The organism is Desulforhabdus sp. TSK, assembly GCF_022836495.1.
Lineage (GTDB): Bacteria > Desulfobacterota > Syntrophobacteria > Syntrophobacterales > Syntrophobacteraceae > Desulforhabdus.
Genome location: NZ_BQXM01000167.1, coordinates 1 through 441 on the forward strand (window position 1 = coordinate 1; position 441 = coordinate 441).

Consider the following 441-nt stretch of genomic DNA (forward strand, 5'->3'; position numbering starts at 1 on the left):
GGCCCACATCACCCTGCCGCTGCTGCGACCGGCTCTGATCTCCTCCTTCGTGCTGGTCACCGTCTCCAACCTCGCCGACTTCGGCATCCCCGCCCTGGTGGGCGCACCTGCCAGGGACCGAAGACCTCGGGCAGATCGCGCCAGGCGATGCCGGTCCGATACCGGTAGATGATCGCCTCGACCATGGTCCGCGCATCAGCGAAGGGCCTGCCCTTGCGGCCCGTGGGGCGGGGCAGCATGTCGGCAATCATCGACCACTGGGCATCGGAGAGCAGCTGGAACCTCGACATCTGCTCAGTCTCGCAGGACGGGCGCTACATATTTGTCAGACATGCCCTAGCCGCGGGCGGATCAGCATCGACGAGCAGGTGGTGTCCTCCCCCGAGCACAGCACGGCGGTGGAGCACCGCGGCCTGGGCATGGTCTTCCAGCAGCACGCCC

Annotated in this window: 1 pseudogene; it reads right to left on the minus strand. The window is 67.3% G+C overall.

From position 1 onward, the window contains the following. Window positions 1-107 precede the first annotated feature (107 nt). Window positions 108-290, minus strand: a pseudogene (locus MWC30_RS23245) (transposase); the annotation flags it as partial. Window positions 291-441: the final 151 nt, after the last annotated feature.